The 22,604-nt window shown below is 66.1% G+C and carries 21 protein-coding genes; 16 read left to right on the plus strand and 5 right to left on the minus strand.

Features of this window, described 5'->3' with window-relative positions; translation table 11 throughout:
* Nucleotides 1–21: 21 nt before the first annotated feature.
* From flgC to F793_RS0109150, 11 genes are all read left to right on the plus strand, one after another.
* The gene (gene flgC / locus F793_RS0109100) at nt 22–441 is read left to right on the plus strand and encodes a flagellar basal body rod protein FlgC (RefSeq protein ID WP_026280871.1); all 420 of its coding nucleotides are present in this window, start codon (nt 22–24) and stop codon (nt 439–441) included.
* A 14-nt stretch (nt 442–455) separates the two neighbouring features.
* On the plus strand, nt 456–1,130 hold the full coding sequence (locus F793_RS0109105; RefSeq protein ID WP_018867333.1) for a flagellar hook assembly protein FlgD: 675 nt from the start codon (nt 456–458) through the stop codon (nt 1,128–1,130).
* A 37-nt stretch (nt 1,131–1,167) separates the two neighbouring features.
* Complete coding sequence (flgE, locus tag F793_RS0109110) at nt 1,168–2,427, plus strand: flagellar hook protein FlgE (protein WP_018867334.1); 1,260 nt, start codon at nt 1,168–1,170, stop codon at nt 2,425–2,427.
* Nucleotides 2,428–2,459: 32 nt separating this feature from the next.
* Nucleotides 2,460–3,200 (plus strand): flagellar basal-body rod protein FlgF, encoded by a 741-nt coding sequence (gene flgF / locus F793_RS0109115; protein WP_018877826.1) that lies wholly within the window; start codon nt 2,460–2,462, stop codon nt 3,198–3,200.
* Nucleotides 3,201–3,245: 45 nt separating this feature from the next.
* Nucleotides 3,246–4,034, plus strand: coding sequence for a flagellar basal-body rod protein FlgG (flgG, locus tag F793_RS0109120; RefSeq protein ID WP_018867336.1), 789 nt, complete (start codon nt 3,246–3,248; stop codon nt 4,032–4,034).
* A gap of 4 nt (nt 4,035–4,038) precedes the next feature.
* Nucleotides 4,039–4,737 (plus strand): flagellar basal body L-ring protein FlgH, encoded by a 699-nt coding sequence (gene flgH / locus F793_RS0109125; protein ID WP_018867337.1) that lies wholly within the window; start codon nt 4,039–4,041, stop codon nt 4,735–4,737.
* Between the two features lie 27 nt (nt 4,738–4,764).
* On the plus strand, nt 4,765–5,982 hold the full coding sequence (locus F793_RS0109130; RefSeq protein WP_018867338.1) for a flagellar basal body P-ring protein FlgI: 1,218 nt from the start codon (nt 4,765–4,767) through the stop codon (nt 5,980–5,982).
* Nucleotides 5,982–7,019 carry a flagellar assembly peptidoglycan hydrolase FlgJ gene (gene flgJ, locus F793_RS0109135; protein ID WP_018882374.1) on the plus strand — a complete coding sequence of 346 codons (1,038 nt, stop codon included), beginning with the start codon at nt 5,982–5,984 and terminating at the stop codon, nt 7,017–7,019. The genes F793_RS0109130 and flgJ overlap by 1 nt, the downstream gene beginning before the upstream one ends.
* Before the next feature lie 62 nt (nt 7,020–7,081).
* Nucleotides 7,082–8,977 (plus strand): flagellar hook-associated protein FlgK, encoded by a 1,896-nt coding sequence (gene flgK / locus F793_RS0109140; protein ID WP_018882373.1) that lies wholly within the window; start codon nt 7,082–7,084, stop codon nt 8,975–8,977.
* Nucleotides 8,978–8,998: 21 nt separating this feature from the next.
* Nucleotides 8,999–10,255 (plus strand): flagellar hook-associated protein FlgL, encoded by a 1,257-nt coding sequence (gene flgL / locus F793_RS0109145; protein WP_018876816.1) that lies wholly within the window; start codon nt 8,999–9,001, stop codon nt 10,253–10,255.
* A 76-nt stretch (nt 10,256–10,331) separates the two neighbouring features.
* Nucleotides 10,332–11,021, plus strand: a complete 690-nt coding sequence (locus F793_RS0109150) for a hypothetical protein (protein WP_018867342.1) — start codon at nt 10,332–10,334, stop codon at nt 11,019–11,021.
* A gap of 286 nt (nt 11,022–11,307) precedes the next feature.
* Here F793_RS0109150 and F793_RS0109155 read toward each other — a convergent pair whose 3' ends face one another.
* The 3 genes from F793_RS0109155 to egtC are packed head-to-tail and all read right to left on the minus strand — an operon-like array spanning nt 11,308 to nt 14,053.
* The gene (locus F793_RS0109155; protein ID WP_018882372.1) at nt 11,308–12,060 is read right to left on the minus strand and encodes an SIMPL domain-containing protein; all 753 of its coding nucleotides are present in this window, start codon (nt 12,058–12,060) and stop codon (nt 11,308–11,310) included.
* A 10-nt stretch (nt 12,061–12,070) separates the two neighbouring features.
* Complete coding sequence (locus F793_RS0109160; protein ID WP_018882371.1) at nt 12,071–13,255, minus strand: SUMF1/EgtB/PvdO family nonheme iron enzyme; 1,185 nt, start codon at nt 13,253–13,255, stop codon at nt 12,071–12,073.
* Nucleotides 13,256–13,270: 15 nt separating this feature from the next.
* On the minus strand, nt 13,271–14,053 hold the full coding sequence (gene egtC, locus F793_RS0109165; RefSeq protein ID WP_018882370.1) for an ergothioneine biosynthesis protein EgtC: 783 nt from the start codon (nt 14,051–14,053) through the stop codon (nt 13,271–13,273).
* 83 nt (nt 14,054–14,136) lie between these two features.
* On the opposite strand from egtC, the gene egtD reads away from it, so the two are divergent.
* The 4 genes from egtD to F793_RS0109185 are packed head-to-tail and all read left to right on the plus strand — an operon-like array spanning nt 14,137 to nt 17,796.
* Nucleotides 14,137–15,159: an L-histidine N(alpha)-methyltransferase gene (egtD, locus tag F793_RS0109170; protein ID WP_018882369.1), complete on the plus strand. Its 1,023-nt coding sequence runs from the start codon at nt 14,137–14,139 to the stop codon at nt 15,157–15,159.
* Nucleotides 15,160–15,164: 5 nt separating this feature from the next.
* Nucleotides 15,165–15,677, plus strand: coding sequence for a histidine phosphatase family protein (locus F793_RS0109175; protein ID WP_018882368.1), 513 nt, complete (start codon nt 15,165–15,167; stop codon nt 15,675–15,677).
* A 2-nt stretch (nt 15,678–15,679) separates the two neighbouring features.
* The gene (gene ppx / locus F793_RS0109180; RefSeq protein ID WP_018882367.1) at nt 15,680–17,179 is read left to right on the plus strand and encodes an exopolyphosphatase; all 1,500 of its coding nucleotides are present in this window, start codon (nt 15,680–15,682) and stop codon (nt 17,177–17,179) included.
* Between the two features lie 26 nt (nt 17,180–17,205).
* Nucleotides 17,206–17,796, plus strand: coding sequence for a hypothetical protein (locus F793_RS0109185; RefSeq protein WP_018867349.1), 591 nt, complete (start codon nt 17,206–17,208; stop codon nt 17,794–17,796).
* A gap of 284 nt (nt 17,797–18,080) precedes the next feature.
* Here the strand turns inward: F793_RS0109185 and F793_RS0109190 are convergent, their stop codons facing one another.
* Both F793_RS0109190 and ppk1 read right to left on the minus strand, forming a co-directional pair.
* Nucleotides 18,081–19,292 (minus strand): response regulator, encoded by a 1,212-nt coding sequence (locus F793_RS0109190; protein ID WP_018880733.1) that lies wholly within the window; start codon nt 19,290–19,292, stop codon nt 18,081–18,083.
* A gap of 128 nt (nt 19,293–19,420) precedes the next feature.
* Nucleotides 19,421–21,505 (minus strand): polyphosphate kinase 1, encoded by a 2,085-nt coding sequence (gene ppk1, locus F793_RS0109195; RefSeq protein WP_018877816.1) that lies wholly within the window; start codon nt 21,503–21,505, stop codon nt 19,421–19,423.
* A 465-nt stretch (nt 21,506–21,970) separates the two neighbouring features.
* On the opposite strand from ppk1, the gene F793_RS0109200 reads away from it, so the two are divergent.
* A complete protein-coding gene (locus F793_RS0109200; RefSeq protein ID WP_018867352.1) occupies nt 21,971–22,588 on the plus strand; it encodes a hypothetical protein in 618 nt (205 codons plus the stop codon).
* The last annotated feature ends 16 nt before the right edge of the window (nt 22,589–22,604 follow it).

Genomic DNA, 22,604 nt, shown 5'->3' on the forward strand with positions numbered 1-22,604 from the left:
CCGGATCGGGAGATCGATGTCGTGAGCAACATGTTCAGTCTGTTCAATACCTCGGCTTCGGCGCTGTCGGCGCAGTCGGTGCGCCTGAATACCGTGGCCTCGAATCTGGCCAACGCGAACACTGTCGCCACCAACCCGGACGAGGCGTATCGCGCCAAGCAGGTGCTGTTTCAGAGCGTGATGGATCAGGCCAACCCCAATGGTGCGGCGACGTCCGTCCGGGTGGCCGGCGTGACCGAGTCGCAGGCCGCGCCACAGGCCCACTACGAGCCACACCACCCGCAGGCGAACGAGGAGGGCTACATCTTCCGCCCGGCGATCAGCGTGGTCGAGGAGATGGCCAACATGATGTCCGCCTCGCGCAACTACGAAGCGAACGTGGAGGTGATGGAGACCTCGCGTCAGCTGCTCCAGCGCACACTGCAGATCGGTCAGGGCTAGCCCAGGAGTTCGAAATGACACAGATATCACCTGAATTGCTTGATCGCCTCGGCCTGTCGCGCCCGGAGAAGAAGCCGGAAGGCGAGATGGACCGCCTCGGGCAGTCCGACTTCCTCAAGCTGATGACCACTCAGCTGGAGAACCAGGACCCGATGGAGCCGATGGATAACGGTGATTTCCTCGGCCAGATGGCGCAGTTCTCCACCGTGACCGGCATCGAGCAGCTGTCCAAGTCCTTCGAGAAGCTGGCGCAGTCCCTGGGGCAGAACCAGACGCTGCAGGCGGCTTCGCTGGTTGGCAAGGATGTACTGGTGCCCGTCGAGTTTGGCGAGCTGGGGCCCGACGGGCGGGTGAACGGCGCGGTCGATCTGGAGCGCGCCACCGAAGAGCTGCAGATCGACGTGTACAGCCCTAATGGCGAGCGCATTCGCCGCATGAATATGGGCGCTGCCGGCAGCGGCCTGCAGGAGTTCACCTGGGACGGCATGCGCGACGACGGCACCTTCGCGCCACCGGGGGTCTACGAATTCAAGGCCACGGCCCGCTCCGGGACCCAGTCGGAGGCCGTGGATACCTTTCTGGATGCCCGCGTGGAAAGCGTCGCGGTGGGCAGTGACTCCGGGCTGGCACTGACCGTGCAGGGCCTGGGCGAGATCAGCTTTTCGGATGTACGGCGGATTGGCGGCTGACGCCCCGCAACAAGAACCCTGACGGAGGAAACACCCCATGCCCTTCAATATCGGATTGAGCGGACTGAACGCGGCCCAGGCCGATCTGCAGACCACCGGTAACAATGTGTCCAACTCGGGGACCACGGGGTTTAAACGTTCCCGTGCCGAGTTCGGCGATGTGTTCGCCCAGAGCTTCGGCGGGATCAGCCAGACAGCCATCGGCTCCGGCACACGACTGCAGGCGGTCACCCAGCAGTTCTCGCAGGGACGGACCGAGTTCACCGAGAACGGCCTGGACCTGGCGATCAACGGAGAGGGTTTCTTCGTCCTTAATGACCAGGGCAGCACGGTGTACAGCCGGGCGGGGGCCTTCCAGGTCGACCGCGACGGGTACCTGGTGAACAACCAGGGCCTGCGCCTGCAGGGCTATGACGAGGCGGGTGGTACGAATCTCGGGGATTTGCGTCTGCAAACCGATACGGCCGCCCCTCAGGCCACCGAGAATCTCGAGGCACTGATTAATTTGCGTTCGGATGCGCCGGCTTTGAGTGCCGATCCGGACGATTTTGATCTCGAGGATCCGGAGACCTACAACTTCTCGACCTCGCTCACGATGTATGACTCTCTGGGCATTGCGCGGGACGCCAACCTCTACTTCGTGAAGACGGGGCAGAACGAGTGGAACGCCCATGTCGCGGTGCGTCAAGACGATGGTGAGCTGGTAGAGGTTCAGTATCCAGATGACCCGGCTACTCCTGGTACACCGGCATCTGCGCTAACACTGGACTTTGGCCCAAGCGGTCAGTTGAACGGTGTTAGTCCCGCTGCAGAGGGATTATTCGTCCCGGGCACTAGCTTGGACGGGGCAGATGATCTGGAATTCGATATCAGCTTCGACGGTACGACCCAGTTCGGCGGAGATTTTTCCGTCAATGACCTGAATCAGGACGGCTTTGCCTCTGGACAGCTCACCGGTATCGACATCGATCAAACCGGCGTGGTGTTCGCTCGTTTCACCAATGGGCAGTCCACGGAGCTGGGTCAGCTGGCGCTGGCGAATTTCCCCAATCCGCAGGGCCTGGAACAGCTGGGTGACAACAACTGGGCCGAAACCTTTGCAGCAGGTGATGTGCGCCTGGATCGGCCCGGATCCAGCAACTTGGGGTCGGTGCAGGCCGGGGCGCTGGAGGCCTCGAACGTGGATATCGCCCAGGAGCTGGTGAACCTGATCACCGCGCAGCGCAACTTCCAGGCGAATGCGCAGACGATCTCCACGGCCGACCAGGTCACCCAGACGATCATCAATATCCGCTAAGTATCGGATAAGTTGGTAAAGAGGGCTTGAGCATGGATCGATTTCTGTACATCGCGATGTCCGGTGCGAAGGAGACGATGCACGCACAGGCCATCAACAATCACAACCTCGCCAACGCCAATACCGACGGCTTCCGCCAGGCCCTGGCCACCGCGGATACGGTGCCGGTACGCGGCCCGGGCTATGCCTCGCGGGACTACACCCAGGTGGGTAACGAGGCGGTGGATTTCAGCAAGGGCAAGATGCAGAGCACCGGCCGTGATCTGGACATCGCCATCGAGGGCGAGGGGTTCATCGCGGTGCAGGGACCGGAAGGGGAGGAGGGCTATACCCGGGCCGGTTCGCTGCATGTGGATGCCTTCGGCCTGCTGCGCACCGCGCAGGGCCACCAGGTCCTGGGGGATGGCGGGCCGATTGCCATCCCGCCGGCGGAGCAGATCGAGATCGGCACCGACGGGACGATCAGCGTGCGCCCGCTGGGCGTGGGTCCGGAGGCCCTGGCGGCGGTGGAACGCATCCGCCTGGTCAACCCGGATACGGACGAGCTCCAGCGGGGTGATGACGGTCTGTTCCGCCTGGCGGATGGCGGCGAGGCGCCGGCGGATGCCGAGGTGCGCGTCGTCTCCGGGATGCTGGAGGGCAGCAACGTGAACACGGTGGAGGCCCTGACCCGAATGATCGAGCTGTCCCGTCACTTCGAGATGCAGGTGAAGATGATGGACAGCGCCAACACGCTGGAACAGAGCAGTAACCGCTTGCTGGGCCTCGGGTAATTTCCCGGGACTCGCGCGGCACTTGAGAGAAAACAGGAGAACACCATGAACCAGGCACTGTGGATCGCCAAGACCGGCCTCGACGCGCAGCACACGCGCATGTCGACGGTCTCGAACAACCTGGCCAACGTGAATACCACGGGCTTCAAGAAGGACCGGGCGGTATTCGAGGACCTGATCTACCAGACCGTGCGCCAGCCGGGCGCCCAGGCCACCCAGGATCAGCAGCTGCCTTCGGGCCTGCAGATCGGCACCGGCGTGCGCGCCGTCTCCACCGAGAAGATGTTCGAGCAGGGAAATCTGCAGCAGACGGACAACTCGCTGGACATCGCCATCGAGGGGCGCGGGTTCTTCCAGATCCTGCTGCCCGACGGCAACGTCGGCTATACCCGCGACGGCAGCTTCCAGCTGAATTCGGACGGCCAGGTCGTGATGTCCAACGGCTACCCGCTGCAGCCGGGTCTGTTCGTACCGGAGGACACGCAGTCCCTGGCCATCGGCAAGGATGGCACGGTGACCGCGCAGATCCCGGGTCAGGCGGCGCCGGTGGAGCTGGGCAACATCCAGCTGGCGGACTTCGTGAACCCGGCGGGCCTGCAGGCGGTGGGCGAGAACCTGTTCCGCGAGACCGCCGCGTCCGGCGTGGCACAGCAGTCCCTGCCGGGCCTGAACGGGACCGGCACCGTGGTGCAGGGCTCGCTGGAGACCTCGAACGTGAACATCGCCGAGGAGCTGGTGAACATGATCGAGACCCAGCGCGCCTACGAGGTGAACTCCAAGGCGATCTCCGCGGCTGACCAATCGCTGCAGTTCGTCAACCAGACCATCGGGTGATGTGATGACGCGCCTCGGAACCGTTCTCCGCCCGGCCCTGGCCGTGACCGCCGCACTGCTGCTGTCCGCCTGCGCCGCCACGCAAACAACCAAGCCGGACGACAACCCGGAATATCGCCCGGTGATGCCTGCCCAGCCGGTCCCGCAGTCGCAGAACAATGGCGGGATCTACCAGGCGGCGCATTCCCAGGGCCTCTTCGAGGACTACAAGGCGCGCAACGTGGGCGACATCCTCACCGTGATCCTGGCGGAGAGCACCAACGCGCAGAAGTCGGCGTCGACCTCCACGGGCAAGGATTCCAATCTCGACCTGGGGAACCTGTCGGCCTTCGGCCGCGATGCCACCTTCAACGGGCGCCCCCTTTTTGGCGCGAGCAATTCGAGCTCGCGTGACTTCGACGGCTCGGGGGATTCCTCGCAGAGCAACCAGCTCGACGGCGAGATTACCGTGACCGTGGCCGAGGTCCTGCCCAACGGCAACTTGGTCGTGCAGGGCGAGAAGTGGCTGGGGATCAACCAGGGCGAGGAATACGTGCGCTTTCGCGGCATCGTGCGCCCGGTGGACGTGACCACCAACAACACCGTGCTCTCCACGCAGGTCGCCAACGCTCGTGTCTATTACGGCGGTTCCGGCGTGCTGGCGGACAGCAACACCCCCGGCTGGATCACGCGCTTCTTTAACAGCCCGATCTGGCCCTTCTGACGCAGCGTGCGCGCGGCGAGGTACGACATGGACTCGATATCCCTCAAACAACCCGCGAACGACCGCCGGATCGTGGCGCTCGGCGACTGGCGGCGCTTGGCCCTGCTGGTTCTGGTAGCGCTGCTGGTGGCCGGTCCGGGGAGCGCTTCGGTGGCGGCGCAGACCGCCATCCAGCAGCAGGCGGCGATGCAGGAGCGCAGCTACATGGAGCGAGTCAAGGACGTGGCCAGTGTCTCCGGGGTGCGCGAGAACCAGCTGGTCGGGTACGGCCTGGTGGTGGGCCTGGACGGCACGGGGGATCAGACCACCCAAACGCCATTCACCGTGCAGAGCCTGAACAATATGCTCGGCCAGCTCGGGCTGACGCCGGATGCCGGCAACCCGCAGCTGCGCAACGTCGCCGCCGTGATGGTGACGGCCGAACTGCCGCCGTTCGCCAAGTCCGGCCAGCGCATCGACGTGACCGTCTCGTCGATGGGCAACGCGACCAGCCTGCGCGGGGGCACGCTGCTGATGACGCCGCTCAAGGGGGCGGACGGGCAGACCTACAGCATCGCTCAGGGCAACCTGGTGGTCGGGGGCTTCGGGGCCGAGGGGACCGATGGTTCGCGCATCACCGTGAACGTGCCGAGTGTCGGCCGTATCCCCAACGGCGCCACGGTGGAACGCGAGGTCCCGACCGCGTTTGCCCAGGGGGATCACGTCACCCTGAATCTGCACCGCCCAGACTTCACTACGGCCAACCGCCTGGTGCAGACGGTGAACGATACCTTCGGCCAGGGGGTCGCCCATGCCCTGGATGGATCGTCGGTGCGCGTGCGTGCGCCGTCCAATCCGGATCACCGGGTCGGCTTTGTCGCGGAGCTGGAGCGCCTGCCGATTGAACGTGGTGCGCCACCGGCGCGGGTGATCGTCAACTCGCGCACCGGGACGGTGGTGATCGGCTCCAGCGTGCAGGTGACCCCGGCCGCCGTCTCGCACGGCAGCCTGACGGTGACGATCAGTGAGGCCCCTCAGGTCGTCCAGCCGGCGCCCTTCGGCGCGGGCGAAACGGCGATCCAGCCGGATACCGACATCGCGATCGAGGAGGGCGATAACACCATGTTCCTGTTCGATCCGGGCACCTCGCTGGACGAGATCGTCCGCGCGGTGAATAACGTGGGGGCCGCCCCCGGCGACCTGGTCGCGATCCTGGAGGCCCTTCGCGAAGCCGGCGCGCTCCGCGCGGAGCTGGTGGTCATCTGATGATTACCCCGGGCGTCGATACCCAGATGCAGGCCCGCGCGGCCCTGGCCTCGGACCCCAGCGGCCTGCAGGATCTGGCCCGGGGAGCGCGTTCGGGCGATCAGAAGGGCCTGGAGGCCGTCGCCCGCGAGTTCGAGGCGATGCTGATCGGCCAGATGCTCAAGCAGATGCGCGAGGCCTCGTTGGGCGATGGCCTGTTCGACAACGACCAGAGCAAGATGTACCTGGAGATGCAGGACCAGGAATTCGCCAAGGCCATGAGCCAGGGTGATGGCATCGGCCTGCGGGATGCCCTGATGCGCCAGCTCTCCGCGCAGCAACCCGCCGATCCCGAGGCCTTGAATGACCCGGATCGCCAGGCGGCACTCGAACTGCCGCAGCGGCGGTCGGGACTGGATACCCTGCGCGTACTGCAGGGCGATGTGGAGCCCGAGTTGCAGCCGGTGGGGCCGCAGCGCCCCGATGCTGTGGCCCCGCAACCGAGCGCGGGGGCGGCGGCGCCATCACCCATCGCCTGGCCCCCGCGGGACGCCGCCGAGTTTGTGCAGAGCCTGGAGCCCCTGGCGCGGGATGCGGGCGCGGAGCTCGGGGTCGAACCCGGCATCCTGCTGGCGCAGAGTGCCCTGGAGACCGGCTGGGGACAGCACGTGCCGTCGCGCGCCGACGGCCAGCCGAGCTTTAACCTGTTCGGGATCAAGGCGGACAGCCGCTGGAACGGGGATCAGGTCTCCGTGGGCACCCTCGAGTTCCGTGAGGGGGTTGCGCAAAGGGAGCAGGCGCGTTTCCGTGCCTATGCCGATCCGTCAGAGTCGTTCTCCGATTACGTCGAGTTCATTCGCAACAATCCGCGTTACCACCGGGCCCTGCAGGCCGGGGATGACGCACAGTACATTCGCGAGCTGCAGGACGCCGGTTACGCGACGGATCCGGCCTATGCGGACAAGGTCCTGCGCCTGCGCGATCAGTTGGCCGCGCACCAGGGCAGTGGATCGACTCAAGTCGCGGCCGATGCGGCCGTTACCCGTACCGAGGGGTAGAGCATGAAGCAGAAATGGCCCAATCCGGTGGTTGAACGAGCGGTTTCGCGGGAGGCGCGGGTATGAGCGCGTCCGGGATTGGCACCTCGGCGCTGCTGGCCTTCCAGCGCGCGATTGGCACCACCAGCAACAACATCGCGAACTCCGCGACCGAGGGCTACAGTCGGCAGCGCACCGAGCTGTCCAACCTGACGCCGCAGTTCCTGGGGGGCAGCTTCCAGGGCCAGGGCGTGCAGGTGGACACGGTTCGGCGCATCTCCGACGACTTCGTGAACACCCAGCTGCGCAACTCCATCTCGGATCAGTCGAATGCCGAGCTGAAGGCCTCGCTGGCCGGGCGCATCGACGACCTGCTGGGCAGCTCCAGTTCCGGTCTGACGCCGGTACTGCAGGACTTTTTCGACGCCGGCCAGGATCTGGCCAACGACCCGACGTCCAGTGCCGCGCGCACGGTCTTCCTGACCGAGGCGGAATCCCTGGCCGAGCGTTTTGCCTCCATCGATCGGCGCATCGAGGAACAGCGCGACATCATTAATGGCCAGATCCGCACCAACGTCGAGGAGATCAACTCCCTGACCGATGCGATCGCCGGGCTCAACCGCGAGATCGTGTCCAAATCCACGCAGGGCACCCCGAACGATCTGCTGGACCAGCGCGACCGGGTGCTGAACCAGCTGGCGGAGAAGGTCAACGTCCGCATCACCGAGCAGGATGACGGAGCGGTCAACGTCTTCGTCGGCAACGGTCAGGCCCTGGTACTGGGTGGCAACAACCGCGAGCTGGTGGCCGAGTCGCTCACGGGCGACCCGCGCTCCCCGGACATCGGGCTGGCCACCAGTGGCGACCCGGTGAACATCTCCCGCTTCATCCAGGGCGGCGAGCTGGGTGCGTTGCTGGAGACGCGCACCGGGATCATCGACGAGGCCCAGAACACCCTGGGCCGGCTCGCGGTGAGCATCGGGGCGGAATACAACCAGCAGAACAACCTCGGGCTGGACCTGGAGGGCAATCTGGGCGCGGATATCTTCGGGATTGGTGATCCGGCGGTACGTGGATTCCCCGGCAATGAGTCTGATGATGTTCCGTCTGTCGAATTCGGAGACGTGCGCGACCTGACCACGTCCGATTACCGCCTGAGTTATAACGGTACGGACTATGAACTACGGAAGCTGTCGGATGGTGAGGTCGTAGCGAGTGGCAATGGAGTCCTTGAGGCGGATGGGATCATTGTGGATACGGCTACGATTGGCGGACAGGTGGAAGGGGATGGCTGGCTGATCCAGCCGACCCGCAATGGGTCGCGCGACCTGTCGGTGGAGATGACCGACCCTAGTCGGATCGCTGCAGCCAGCGCCGTGCGGGCCGACCTTGGCGATGACAACGCCGGGGATGCCGCGATCGCGTCTGTGCGAGCAGCAGACCCGACCATCGATTTGGAAGCTCTACCCGCGGACGACCCCGATGAGGTTGTGTTCGATGCTGACATCGGGGACCGGGGCGCTTTCGTGATCGATGGAGAAGAATTTGAGCTCAGTGAGGATGGTGTGACAACCATTGAGTTCAATGGATGGGAAATGGAGGTCCGTGGTGCGCCTGCGGACGGGGATATCTTCAAGGTCAGCAGCAACGAGGGGTATCCCGGCGACAATCGCAACATGCTGGCGATGAACGAGCTGTCGGATCAGCGCCTGGTGGGCGGTGACCGGACCTTCGGGGATGGCTACAACAGCCTGCTGGCCAATGTCGGCACGCGCACCCGGCAGGCCCAGGTCGCGCAGGAGTCCGCCGATGCGCAGCTGGCACAGGCGCGGGCGCAGCGTGAGGCAGTGTCCGGCGTCAATCTGGACGAAGAGGCGGCGGATCTGATCCGCTACCAGCAGGCCTATCAGGCGGCGGCCCAGGTCATCTCGGTCAGCAACTCGCTGTTCGACTCACTGCTCGGCGCCTTCCGCCGCTAGCGCCCACCGGGAGATACGGACATGCGCATCTCGACCACCCAGATCTTCCAGACCGGGATCGACCAGATCCAGCGGGGCCAGACGGAGCTGAACCGGACCTCGCTGCAGATGGGTCGCGGCGAGCGCATCCTGAGCCCCTCCGATGACCCGAGCGGGGCCACCCAGGTCAACCAGTTCGAACGCATCATCCAGGCCACCAAACAGTACCAGCGCAATATCGACAACACCCAACCACGCCTGCAGCAGGAGGAATCGGCCCTGCAAAGCGGGACGGATCTGCTGCAGCGGGCGCGCGAACTGGTGGTGGCCGGCAACAACGATTCCCAGACCAACGAGACCCGCAGCTATCTGGCCGGCGAACTGCGTCAGTTACGAGAGGGCCTGTTCGACATCGCCAACACCAAGGATCCCAACGGCGAATACCTCTTCGCCGGGACGAAGTCCTTGCAGCAGCCCTTCCAGCAGGATGGCACGGGCGCGGTGCGCTATGAGGGGGCCGAGGGTACGGGCAGCGTCCGCGAGGTCGCAATCTCGGCCAACCGCAAGGTGCCGGTGGGCGATACCGGTGCGCGGGTGTTCATGGATATTCCGGAGAACGACGGGCGGGTCGGGGCCGAGGTGCTCAATCGGGAACCCGGCAGTACTCTTGTTGTGGAGCAAACCGGTGTAAGCGACGTTGGTGCACTGGATGAGCGCGACTACACGATTGAATTCTCTGAAGACGCCGGCGGGAACGTCCAGTTTTCCATCACCTATGTAGATGAGAATGGAGATACCCAGTTCGCCGAAGACAATTCCGGGAATTCGATGGAAGATCGGCCTTTTGTGGCCGGTGAGGCGGTCCTTTTTGAGGGGCGGAGTATCACCCTCAGTGGCACACCCCAGGCTGGGGATCAGGTCTTGTCCCGCGCCGCCGAAAACAAGAGCGTGTTCGAGACGCTGGACGCGATTATCGCGGCGCTGGAAGAGGGCGGTGCCAGCGGCACCAGCCGGGCCAATCTTGCGACCGCCAGCAACACGGCACTGGCCGACCTGGATGCGGTGCTGGGCAACTTCAGCGACATCCGGGCCGAGGTCGGCTCGCGGCTGAAGAGCTTCGATCAGCAGAAGGACCTGAACGAGGACCGCCTGGTGGACCTGAACAGCGCGGTCTCCGAGATCCGCGATCTGGACTATGCCGAGGCCATCAGCCGCTTCAACCAGCAGCAGGTGGCCCTTCAGGCCGCGCAGCAGACCTATACCCAGGTGAACCGCCTGTCGCTGTTCGACTTCCTCTGATCCATGCCCCGGCCGTGCGGATCATGGTCGCGCCTTTGTGCGACCATGACGCCATTGTGATCTGCGAGACTCCGGCATGGCCAAGAACAACGAACCCTCCGCGCCCATCCAGTACCGTTCCACCGGGCGGCCCCCGCGCTATCTGATCGTCCTGCTGATCCTGGCCGCGCTGTGGGCGGGGTTCTGGGGTGTCATCCACCTGCAGTCGGGCGAGCCCAAGCCGGTGACCCTGAATGTCGAGGAGCAGGCGGAGCTGGAGGCCAAGCTGCGGGCGTTGGGTCCGCGCGATGCGGAGCCCCGCCCCGATAGCGCACCAGGCGATCCGATCATCGATCTCGACGCCGAAGCCGAGCCGCTGGTCCCCGAACTCTACGAGGAACGCGCCGAGGCCCGGGTGGTGCAATTCAGCGAACGCGAGCTGAATGCGCTGATCGCGCAGGACCCGGACCTGGCCGGGCGGGTGGCGATCCGCCTGACGCCGGGACAGGTGAGCACGCGGGTGCGCATCGATGTGCCGCCGGATATCCCCCTTCTGGGCGGACGCGTCCTTAATGTGCGCTCGGGCGTTCGCTTTGGTACGGAAGAGGGCCAGGTGCACGCGCGGCTGGTGGGCGTCAGCGTTGCCGGGATCCCGCTGCCGGATGCCTGGCTTGGCGGGCTCAAGGACGAGGATCTGCTGGGGCTGGAGCCCTTCCAGCAACTGCGCGCCGGCATCGAATCCATCGAGGTGCGCGACGGCGAGCTGGCCCTGGAGCTCGCCCGCTGAGGGAGTGCCTTGTGGAGTCATGCATCCGTCCCCGGGCCGACGGCCTGTTCTGGACGGTGCGCGGGACCTCCCAAGGTCACACGCGATGCCGCCGCGCTGTGTCACCCCGGAAGCCGCGAAGCGGTTATCCGGGATCTGCAACGATGGACTGGGAAAGGCCTGGGGCAGGGAACTGGCGATCCCGGCTCTGCGCTGCGCTCCGGCCGTGATGACGTTTCGGCGCAAGGGCTCTCGGTGAGGCGCGGTTTGGAATCGCCTCGCGGCACCTTGCGGCAGGTGCCGTGGGTTACCGGGCGGGGCCGACGCGCAGGGTTTCGGCACCAAGGGCCTGCAGGCGGCCGCGTACGCTGAGGCTCAGGGTGGAGTGCCCGGCCTCTAGCGCCGGCTGGCTGGCGGATTCGTCCATCGCCCGCATGGCCATCATCGGCTGCGGGCCACTGTAGGAGTCATCCGGCAGTTCCACTTCCAGAACACGGAGGTGCGTGGCGCCCAGTGAGCGGGCGATGACGCGCGCCTGATCCTTCAGGTCGTCCATGGCCTCTTCGATCATGGCCTCGCGGTGTTCCTCGCGGGCCTCGGGGCTCAGGGAAAAACGGATCTGACTCACCGTGAGGTCGTGCCGCTGGAGGGTTCCCACCAGTTCGCCCAGGCGGTCGAAGTCGCCGCTGGTCAGTTCCAGGTTCTGCTGGACCTGCCAGGCGTTGATGCGGCTGCGGTCGTCGGCGTCGTAGATGGGGCGGGTCGAATAGCCAATGGTGCGGGCCTCGACGGTATTGTGTTCGCCTGCGCGTTCCAGGGCCGCCTCCATGTTCCGGTTGACGGTAGCCGCGGCTGTGGCAGCCTCCGGGGCGCGCGCCTCGGTCTGCATCTGCACGGTCATGTGATCGTTCGCGACCTGGCGTTCGGTTTTGCCGGTCAGGGAAAGCGTCGTGGCGCCATCGCTGCCAACAGCGGCCCCGGGGATCGCCAGTGCAAGTACGGCGAGGCCGGCGACGAGCCAGGATGTCCGGTGGGCAAGCGGGATGTGGTTCGGTCGCATGGGTGTTTCCTTAGAGGTCGCGGGCCAGGCGGATGCCGGCGAATACGTGGCGTTTATCGGGAGTGAAGAAATTGCGCAGGGTCGTCCGGGTGAGCAGCGGGTCGCTCCAGGCACTACCGCCGCGCAGGACGTAGTGCTTCCCGTCGAACCAAGGCAGGGAGTATTCATCATAGGGGTAGGGCCGGAAACCCGGGTAGGGTTGAAAGGGGGTCGCACACCATTCCCAGACCTGCCCTGTACCGGCTAGGCAACCGGCCTGCGCGGCATGCTCCCACTCGTGTTCGTGGGGCAGGCGGGCGCCAACCCAGCGCGCGTAGGCCGTGGCCTCGAACCAGGAGAGGCCGACGGCGGGTGCCCGTGGCTCGAGCCGCTGGGTGCCGCCCGGCAGGGTCTGGACTCGTGTGCCGTCGGGCCGGCGCCCCCAGCCCAGCGGGGCGGTGACCCCCGTCTGTTCCAGCCACGCCCGGCCGGATTCGTCCCAGTGAGGGCCGGGGTGATACCCGTCGGCCTCGATGAAGGCCGCGACCTCGGCGTTGGTGACGGGGTGTGCACGGATGGCGTGGGGCGCGAGCCGCACGGTGTGTCGGCCGCGCTCGTTGTCGAAGGCGGTGATGGAATCGCTGCCGGCGATGTGTTCGCCCCCCGGGCACTCGATCCAGTCGTTGCAAGGCCGGTGCGCGGTCTCGGAGGTTTGTACAGGGCCGGCTTCGGGGTGTTGCAGGCGGGCAAACCAGCGCACCTGTTCGAGACTCTCCAGATGCATCGCGTGGTGCTGCGCGAGGAAACCGGTCAGGTAGTCGTTTTCAAGCAGGGGATGGCGGCGCACCTCCGGGTGGGCGCGCAAAAGCTCCAGGTGGTGCTGCTGACACGCCCGGCCCCACTCGAGCAGCGAGTGGCGGGGTGGGAGGCGCCCGCCGCGGCGCCATTTCGGGCTTTGCTCCGGGAAATACAGGTCGTGCCAATCCCGCCGTGCGAGCGGCGGCTCACCCAAAATCCGTTCGTGCAGCCAGACTGCCTCGATGAAATGGCAATGGGCGTAATGCCAACCTATGGGGCTGAGGTCCGGGTGGTACTGATTGCGCCACTCGTGTTCCGGGGTGGCGAGAAGCGCCGCGTTCAGGCGGTCGTGCTGGACGGACAGGCACTCCACGAGGTCCGGTTCGGACGCGTTCGATAGCGGATGGACGGCGTTCATATCCGGTGGAGCGCGTTACAAGGCCAGGAGTTCCGGCGGTTCGTCGGGATCCAGGATCAGCAGGTGGCCGGATGGCACCGGGCGCCAGCGCTCGCGATCCGTCAGCGGTTCCGATGCCACGACTACGCTGTCCTCGGGGAATGTCTCGTCATCGGTGGTGTAGTAGAGGCTGGGGCAGGGCGCGTTGATCGCGTGGCGGCTGGCGATGATGCGGCGTCCGTCGGACAGGATCACGTTCAGCAGGGCGGTATCCGCGCCCAGCCAGGCCTCGATGGTCGAGAACGCCTCGCCGAGGGCGCCCTCCAGGGTGGCGTTCTCGTCATCGGCCAGGTACTGCCGCACCAGTGCGAACAGGTGTTCCGAGTCGGTTGTACCCTCGATGCTGGCTTCGATCTCGTGGCTGAGGATGTTCTGGATCTGCCGCCGCACATCCGGCCGGAAGCGGCTGATCAGACCGTTGTGGCTGTACAGAAGGCCGTCCCGGGCGAACGGCTGGGCATTGACCGAGTCTCCCCCGAAGCCGGGGGTCGCGCTGCGGATGGCCGCGATCCACAGGGGCTGGCGCATGTCGCTGGCCAGATCTTCCAGGTTGGGATCCTGCCAGAGCGGGTCGGCTCGGCGGTAATGGCGCGCCATGCCCCCGGCCCCGAACCAGCCGAAGCCGAAGCCATCGGCATTGACCCGCGCGTAAACCAGTTCCTGGGGCGCCATGGCCTGTTCGATCAGGTTGTGGGGGGGATCCAGGATCAGGCTGCGCAGCGTGATCGGAGGACCCAGATAAGCGAGGTGTCGGCACATTGATCCGGGCTTCCCTGGGGGCAGTTGGGACGTCGGTGGTTTCATGCTAGCGTGCCGCAAACCCTCTTGATACGGAAGCCCGCATGTCCGCCGACGCCTGCGCTGTACCCGTTTCCTCCCGTTACAGCCGCCGGGTGGTGGAAGAACGTGATGCCCACGCCGAGTTACTGGCCGATTTTCGCGCGGGGATGCTCGAGCCACCGCGATCCCTGCCGCCGAAGTACTTCTACGATGCACGGGGTTCGCAGCTGTTCGATGCGATTTGCGACACGCCGGAATACTACCCGACCCGCCTGGAGGCCGAGCTCCTGGAGCACCATGCCGATGCGATCGTGGAGGCATCCGGCGCCCGGACGCTGTTCGAGCTGGGCAGCGGGACCTCGCGCAAGACCGAATACCTGCTGGCCGCCCTGGATCGGCGCGTGGCGGCGCCCCATTACGTCGCTAATGACGTGTGTGGCGAGATCCTGGACGAGGCGGGCGAGCGGCTCTTGCAGCGCTTCGATCAACTGCGGGTGGACAGTCTGTGCGGCGACTATGCGGCGGCCCTGGGCCACCTGGGCGAGGTTTCCGGCGCGCGCGGCGACGGTCCCCGACTGTTCGCCTTTCTCGGCAGCAGTCTGGGGAATTTCGAGGATCCAGAGGCCGCAGCCCTGCTGACCCGGATCCGCGCGACCATGCATGCGGAGGATCGCCTGTTGCTGGGGCTGGACCGGGTCAAGCCGCGTCCGGTGCTGGAGGCGGCCTACAACGATGCGGCGGGGGTCACCGCGGCGTTCAATCTGAATCTCCTGTCGGTGCTGAATACGGAGCTGGGGGCGGATTTCGACCCCGAGGGGTTCGATCACCACGCGCCCTTCGTGAAAGAGCATTCGCGGATCGAGATGCACCTGGTGGCGCGTCGCGACCAGGTCGTGCAGGTCTCGGAGCCCGAGGCTCGCCTGGAGATCGCGGCAGGCGAGATCATCCGCACCGAGATCTCGCGCAAGTTCAGCCGCGAGGCGGTCGATGGTCTGCTGGCGGCGGCGGGGCTGGAACACGAGGCCGAGTGGTCGGCGCCCGAGGCGTGGTACTCCCTGTTCCTGCTGCGGCCCGGGGCGGCCTGATCGGCATGCGGGAACCGCGGCTGGTGCTGGTGCGGCATGCCCAGGCCGGTAATCCCGGCGACTGGGACGGGGCTGATCGTGACCGGCCGCTGACCGACAAGGGACAGGTCAGCGCGGTGCGCATGGCCCAGGCGCTGGGCGATCTGCTGCCGGCTTCCGTGGAGCTCCTGTGCAGCCCCTATCTGCGCGCCCGGCAGACGGCGATCCCCCTTTCCCAGGCGCTGGATGTACCGGTGCGACAGAAGAAATGGCTGGCTCCGGGACAACCCGCCGGGCTGGAGGTCGAAGCCCTGGCCCGGAACCTGCCGGCGAACGGCGGGTTGGTGCTGGTGGGCCACGAGCCCGACCTGTCGCTCCTGGCCAGCTGCCTGCTGGGCGCGCCCGGGGGGCGGAGTCTGGTGCATATGGGCAAGGGCGATGCCTGCGGGCTGGCGGGTTCGCTGCCGGGGCCGATGCGCCTTGTCTGGCATCTCCCGCGGCGGGTCCTCGAACGGCTGGCCGATGGGGAGGCGCATTAGGCATGCAGGAGGCTCACCATACGGAGACGGTTGCGGCCGTCGATCTGGGATCCAACAGCTTTCACATGATCGTGGCTCGGCGTCAGGATGGCGAGGTCCTGAAGGTGGACCGGCTCAAGGAGATGGTGCGGCTTGCCAGCGGCCTCGACGATCAGGGACAGCTGGATCCGGAGGTCGCCCAGCGGGCTTTGGACTGCCTGGATCGTTTCGGCCAGCGGCTGCGTCAGCTGCCGCGCGGTCATGTGCGGGTCGTTGGGACCAACACGCTGCGCCAGATGCATGACAGCCGGGCCTTTCTGCGGTCGGCGGAGCAGGCCCTCGGACATCCGGTGGAGGTCATCGCCGGGCGCGAGGAGGCACGGCTGATCTACCTCGGCGTGGCCCACACGCTGGCGGATGACAGTGGCCGGCGCCTGGTGATGGATATCGGCGGCGGCAGCACCGAGTTCATTATCGGGGAACGCTTCGAGCCGGTCCTGGCCGAGAGCCTCGAGATGGGGTGTGTGACCTTTACCCGGCGCTTCTTCGCCGACGGCAAGCTGAGTCGCAAGGCCTTCGATGCCGCCCGGCTGCGAGCGGAGCAGGAACTGCAGCCGATTGCCAGCGCCTACCGGGCCGAGGGATGGGATCAGGCACTCGGGGCCTCGGGCACGATCCTCGCGCTGGACCGCATGGTGCAGGAGTCGGGCCTGGACCCGGCGCCGGGCATGGACCGGCAGGCCCTCGAGCGGCTGCGGGACGCACTGATCGAGCAGGGCTCGATCGACGGGCTGGAGTTCCCCGGCCTGGCGGCAGAGCGGGCGCCGGTCATCGCCGGCGGACTGGCGGTCCTGCTGGGCGTGTTCGAGGCGCTGGGCATCGAGCGCCTGCATCCCTCCGACGGGGCGCTGCGCGAGGGAGTGGTGCATGACCTGCTGGGGCGCTTCCGGCACGAGGACGTGCGCGGGCGCACCATTCATCATCTGCGCCGGCGCTTTGCGGTGGACCCGGCCCAGGCCGAGCGCGTCCAGGCCACGGTGGCACGCCTGGTCACCGCGGTGCGCTCGGCCTGGGGGCTGGACGGGGACGACGCCGAGCGTCTGGACTGGGCTGCCGAGCTGCACGAGATCGGCCTCGCCCTGGCCCACAGCAAGTACCACAAGCACGGTGAATACATCCTCACATGGGCCGACCTGCCCGGGTTCTCGCAGCCGGAGCAGGCGGAGCTTGCACTGCTGGTACGCCTGCACCGGCGGAGCCTGAAACCCAAGCTTCTGGGCGATGTGCGTGAGGATCGTACGGGCGCCTTCCGGTATATGGCGGTGCTGTTGCGCCTGGCCGTGCTGCTGCATCGCTCGCGGGCACCCGATCCGGTGCCGCTGGAGCGTATCGAGGCGACGACGGACGGCCTCGCACTGAGCTTTGCGACGGGATGGCTGGATGCCCATCCCCTGACACGGGCCGACCTCGACGCCGAGCGCGAGGAATGGGCCCGCCACGCACTGCAACTCGAGTACGCCTGACGGCGGATTCGGAAAGGATGGATGCAATGCTGACGCTGGTGGTCTGGATCTATGTACTGTCGGTGCCGTTGTGGATCGGCATCTGGTGGTCGGCTACGGGGTTCCGGTTGATGCGGCACAACCGGTTGCTGGCACTGCCCTTCCTGCTCAGTCTGGTGTATGTGGTCGGAAACGCCCTGCTGGTGGCCATGTTCGGCGGGCTCAGCGAAGCCACCTACGAGGAGGGCCGGTACGTGTTCATCACCGACCGGGCCATGATCGCGGTTCAGGCGACGGCGAGTGTGCTGATCGTGGCCACCATTGTGTACGGCCTGAGCATACGGCGGGTACCGGTGCACTTCATCCGTTTCATGGTGTATGCATTCGTGGCGTTGCTGGGGGTGATGGCGCCGATCCTGTGGATTCCGGCGCAGGAGGCGGAGTTCTTCTTTGTGCTCCGCCATGTGCAGTCGATCGGACTGAACTTCGGGCTGTTCCTCTGCGTGGCCGGGATCGTGGTGCTGTTGCAGGACCTGCTGCGTCATGGCGACGCCGAGGTCACCCTGCTGGGCGGACTGCATGATGTGCCGCGCTCCGAGCGTCAAAGTGAAGCGGATACAAAAAACCGCGGGAGCTGAGGCGCTTACCGGGTGTGTTGTGAACGGGTAGGGAACCCAGCGACCCTCTGCATCGGGAACAAGAGGATTGGGTTCAGGAGCGCCTCGGTTCCGGGAGGGTGCCGCACGCGTGTGCGGCCCGATGGTGTGCGGCGCATGTGCCCCTGTATTCACTCACGTTTGGGGCTTGTACTCCAGGTTCCCCGACCCTGCATTGCGCCCCGAGGGTTTATAGAACGGGGGTGGAGGCGCTAACGGCTGTGTGACCCCTGCCTCGGGGGCTCGGGGTACCCACGCGAGCGTGTTCACCCATCAGCATTTCTCTGGAGCGAGACCTGCTGAGCGGGTATGTCGCCTGTTGTGTCCTGGTCCGACAGACCAAGGCGCCCCAGTAGCTTCTGGCATTCGGCGGAGTCCGCCGCCCCATTGGTCAGCAAGAAGGCGGTGCGCATGATGGGGAGATGAATGTGGCCGCTGCCCAGACCGAAGCCGTGGGCGGCCCCAATCATCTGCTTTAACGGGAGAGAAAGGCGCAGACGCGACTTCAGCGCTACGGCCATTCGAGCGGGCCAGTCCCCCGCAAGCGCCGTATCCAGGGCGGCTGGGTCGAGGGTGCAGCCCTGAAGGACGCAGCGCTGTGCCGTGGCGATGACCGCGAGCTCGCCCAGGCGATGCATCAGTCCGGCGGTAAAGCAAAGGCTGGCGTCCGCCCGCAGGCTGCGACCCAGGGCCGCGGCCTGGTGGGCCATGCGCTCGCTCTGTTCCTGGTAATGCCGGGCGCGGCTCTGGAGGTTGGGGTCTTGAAGTGTGGTGGTGAGATCGAGGGCCATGGCCATTGCCAGATTCAGGGCGGTGGGGATGCCCAGAACCTGCAGGGCGTCGCGTAGCGAGGTATTGGGGGTGTCGGTGCGCCTCAGAGCACTGCCGTTGGATGCATCGATCAGGCGCGTGACCAGGGATGGAATGTCCTGCCAGGCCTTCTCCAGTTCGGACAGCGAGAGTGTGTCGGCCCGCGCCCTCAATTCCCGCAGTGCGTCAAGATCGATCGGTGTAGGCAGTCTCAGCTCACCGGATTCGGCCTGTTGCAGGGCGTTTTCCAGGGCGGGCGCCTCCGGCTCGCCCTCGGCTTCTTCGCGGGACTCGGCGGTAGTCGCTCCCGTAGCCAGTATCGCTTGCAGACGGTCATGCACCAGTTCCGCCTCGAAGGGCTTGGAGATAAAACCCCGGACGCCGTAGCGAGCGGCGCGCTGGACACTCTTACGCTCCGGGTTCGCGGTGATGATGACGATGGGCGTGACGCGGCCATCGATGGCCGCCCGTCGCAGGAAGTCCAGCCCGTTCCCGTCGGGCAGCGACAGGTCCGACAGCACGAGGTCGTGGTGTGTCTCGCGCCAACGTCGCAGGGCCTCGGTAATGGAGCGCGCGTGGAAGATGTCGGAATTGGGATAAAGGCCGCGAACGAGCGTCTTCAGGAGATCCGCCATGAGATCTTCGTCTTCCAGTATCAGGATCTTCATAGGGGGTCCGAATGCTCGCGCCCACAGGGAGGTTGTGACCTTCAGGTTCGGTTGTCCGAAGGATGGGGTCAAGCGGGGACCGGCGAAGTCCCACGACCGGGTGCCCCGCGCCGGCCATGGGTGTCGCGTCAGCCGGCGGTAGACCCCGCCAGCCGGGCCGCCAGGACCTCCTGTGCGGAGTAGGGGGCCTGGTCGTCGGCGGGCCGAATGCGGGTGTAGCTGCCGTCCGGTTGCAGGGACCAGGCGGTGGCGGTGTCGCGCAGGTAGTTGAACAGGGATTCCTCGGCCACGCGGTCGCGCAGCTCCGGGTCGCGCACCGGGAAAGCCACCTCGACGCGGCGGAAGAAGTTGCGCGGCATCCAGTCGGCGCTGGAAAGGAACACCTCGGGGTTGCCGGCGTTCTCGAAGTAGAACACCCGCGAGTGTTCGAGGAAGCGGCCCAGTACCGAGTGCACCTCGATGGTTTCCGATATGCCGGGGACCCCGGGGCGCAGGCTGCAGATGCCGCGCACGATCAGCTGGATGGGTACTCCGGCCTGCGAGGCCTGGTACAGGGCCTGGATGATGGTGGCCTCGTTCAGGGAGTTCATGCGCGCGACGATGCGCGCCGGTTTGCCGGCCCGGTGGTTCTCGATCTCGCGCTCGATCTTCTCCTGCATCGCGTCGTGCAGGCGGAAGGGGGCCTGGATGAGCTGGCGCAGGCGGGTCACCTTGCCGAGCCCGGTCAGCTGGAGAAACACGCGGTGGACGTCCTCGGTCAGCACGGGGTCGGCCGTCAGCAGGCCGAAATCGGTGTAGGCCTTGGCAGTGCCCGAGTGATAGTTGCCGGTGCCGAGGTGGGCGTAGCGGGTAATCTGGTCGCCATCCCGGCGTACCACCAGGGCCAGCTTGGCGTGGGTCTTGTAGCCGACCACGCCGTAGGTCACATGCACCCCGGCATCCTGCATGCGGTTGGCCAGCTCGATGTTGTCGGCCTCGTCGAAGCGCGCCCGCAGCTCGATCACGACGGTGACCTCCTTGCCGGCCTGCGCCGCCTCGATCAGGGTCTCGACCAGGGGCGAGCGGGTGCCCGTGCGGTACAGGGTCTGCTTGATGGCCAGTACCCGCGGGTCGGCCGCGGCCTGGCGCAGGAAATCCACCACCGGCATGAACGACTGGTACGGATGATGCAGCAATAGCTCCTGCTCGCGGATGCAGGCGAAGATGCCGCTGCCGCTGGCGTCCACGCGAGGCAGGGCCGGGACCAGGGGCGGGAACTTGAGGTCCGGGCGGTCGACCAGTTCGTGCACCGCCATCAGCCGGTTCAGGTTCACGAGGCCGGTGACCTGATACAGGTCGTCGGGGTCCAGATGGAACTGCTGCAGGAGGAAATCGGCGACCTCCTGCGGGCAGTTGTCCGCGACCTCCAGCCGCACGCCGGCGCCGTAGTTGCGCTGGGGCAGTTCGCCCTCCAGGGCGTTCAGGAGGTCGTCGATCTCCTCTTCCTGCACGAACAGGTCGGAGTTGCGGGTCAGCCGGAACTGGTAGCAGCCGGTCACCTTCATCCCGCGGAACAGCTCGTCAACATGGGCGTGCAGGATGGACGACAGCAGGACGAAATCGTTGTCGCCGCTGGCGACCTCCCTCGGGAGGCGCACCAGACGCGGGAGAGAACGCGGTGCCTGTACCACGGCGCGGCCGGACTCGCGGCCGAAGGCGTCCTTGCCCTTGAGCGTGACGATGAAGTTCAGGCTCTTGTTCAGGATGCGCGGAAAGGGATGCGCCGGGTCCAGGCCGATCGGGGTCAGGACCGGCTGCAGCTGTTCGCGGAAATACTGCAGCACCCATTCCTGCTGCGCGGAGCTCCAGTGGGTGCGACGCACGAAGTGGATGCCCTCGGCCGCCAGTGCCGGGATCAGTTCATCGTTCAGGGTGCGGTACTGCTCCTCGACCAGGTCGTGCGCGCGCGGGGCGATCTGGCGAAGCTGCTCGGCGGCGGAAAGGCCGTCCGGACCGGGGGCCTGCACGTTCAGCTCGACCTGCTGGCGCAGCGAGCCCACGCGGACCTCGAAGAACTCGTCCAGGTTGGTGGAAGAGATACTCAGATAGCGCAGGCGTTCGAGCAGCGGGAAGGCGGGGTCCTGGGCGATCGCGAGGACCCGACGGTTGAATTCCAGCAGGGACAGCTCGCGATTGAGGAACAGATCAGTCTGGGTCACGTCGGCATCCGGCATGCACGACTCGCGGCAGAAGTGGACTCGCGAGTCTAGGGGAACACTGGTTAATCTACACGTTCGCGCTCGAGTCGATTTTGCGTGCGAACAAGGCGCGGTGACTGCCGTGCAGTCATTCTGCACAAGGGAACCGCAACGCCGTGCGCGCGCAAAATCGGCCGAGCCCCTGCGTTCAATAGTTTGTGGGGTTGGTGCCCCATGTTCCCCGATGCAGCGTTGCGGCGCTTACCGGTAGCCCCACTACCGGCTGCGCACCGCGCCTTGTCTCGGGAAACATGGGGCACCAACGCGAATGTGTAGATTAACCAGTGTTCCCCTCCGACATTATGTCAGTTCCGTGAATGGGGGGCAGGCGTGGCCGAAGTCCCCGGGCGACGTGCCTGAACTGCGGTACGGGTCGACGGACGGCTATAATTTAGGGCTTGATCATGCAGCGCGATATCCGCTGCCGTAAGGAGAAGTCCGTTGGCCGAATTTACCCTGACACTGCATGCGCGCGACGAATCGCAGCCCGAGCTGCGCAAGGTCTCGCTGGCCGTCGAGGGCGAGCTGCCCGAATACGGCCAGGTCTGGGTGTGGGATATCGTCTACGCCCAGCAGTTGTTCGCCCTGGGCGAGGTGCAGGCGGCCCAGGACCTCAAGGAGACCATGGAACTCTGGGCGGTCAACATGTCCAGCAAGGTGTTCCAGCCGCATGGGCATATCCTGTCCAAGGGGTACCTGGACCTGTCGGAGAACCTGCAGCTGGTGAACGGAGATTCCGTGCCGGCCGCGGCCGACGGGGATCGCCAGGTGGTGGTATCGGTCGACGGCCAGGCCGGGCAGCTCCCGGATGTCCGGGTGTCCCCGGAGAGCCTGACGGCCGACGAGCGCCAGGATCTGGTGCTGGGGCTGGGCCAGTACTTCAACTTCGAGAACCCGATGTTCGCGCGCGAGCTGCCGATCCATGTCCTGGCCATGCGCAAGTACCACGCGGACATCAACCTGCCGCATACCCGCACCGCGCTCGAGGAAGCCCCGTTCTTCGCGATCCAGAAGGCGATGGAGTACTTCCAGGCGGCCAATCAGGGCACGGTGCAGTAGGGGTAGGCCCGCTGCG

This window comes from Thioalkalivibrio sp. ALE22 (assembly GCF_000381445.1).
Taxonomy (GTDB): Bacteria; Pseudomonadota; Gammaproteobacteria; order Ectothiorhodospirales; family Ectothiorhodospiraceae; genus Thioalkalivibrio.